1 protein-coding gene is annotated in these 231 nt (G+C 66.2%); it reads left to right on the forward strand.

Annotation, left to right across the window (positions count from 1 at the left end):
• Nucleotides 1-32: 32 nt before the first annotated feature.
• Nucleotides 33-231 (forward strand): hypothetical protein (locus R2R70_RS23545; protein WP_410979426.1); only part of this gene is annotated, 199 nt, incomplete at its 3' end.

A 231-nucleotide genomic window follows, 5' to 3' on the forward strand; every position in this document is an offset into this window, starting at 1 on the left:
TGGGCAGTCGTCTGCTCAACGGGAGCGACGATTTGCTGCGCTATCTGGAGAGTGCGCTGAGCGCCGGTGCGCTGGCCAGGGAGCTGCGCGAACTGGGCGCACAGCTGGCACAACACGCGCTCGCCAATGCGTCGAAACTCGACGGCACCGCGCACGCTGCCGTCTGGGTCAATTATTGGCTCGGCACGATCGCGCAATGGGGATTGCTGCTGGCGGTGACCGAACGCGCGG

Source organism: Cobetia sp. SIMBA_158, from assembly GCF_046566945.1.
Classification (GTDB): domain Bacteria; phylum Pseudomonadota; class Gammaproteobacteria; order Pseudomonadales; family Halomonadaceae; genus Cobetia; species Cobetia amphilecti.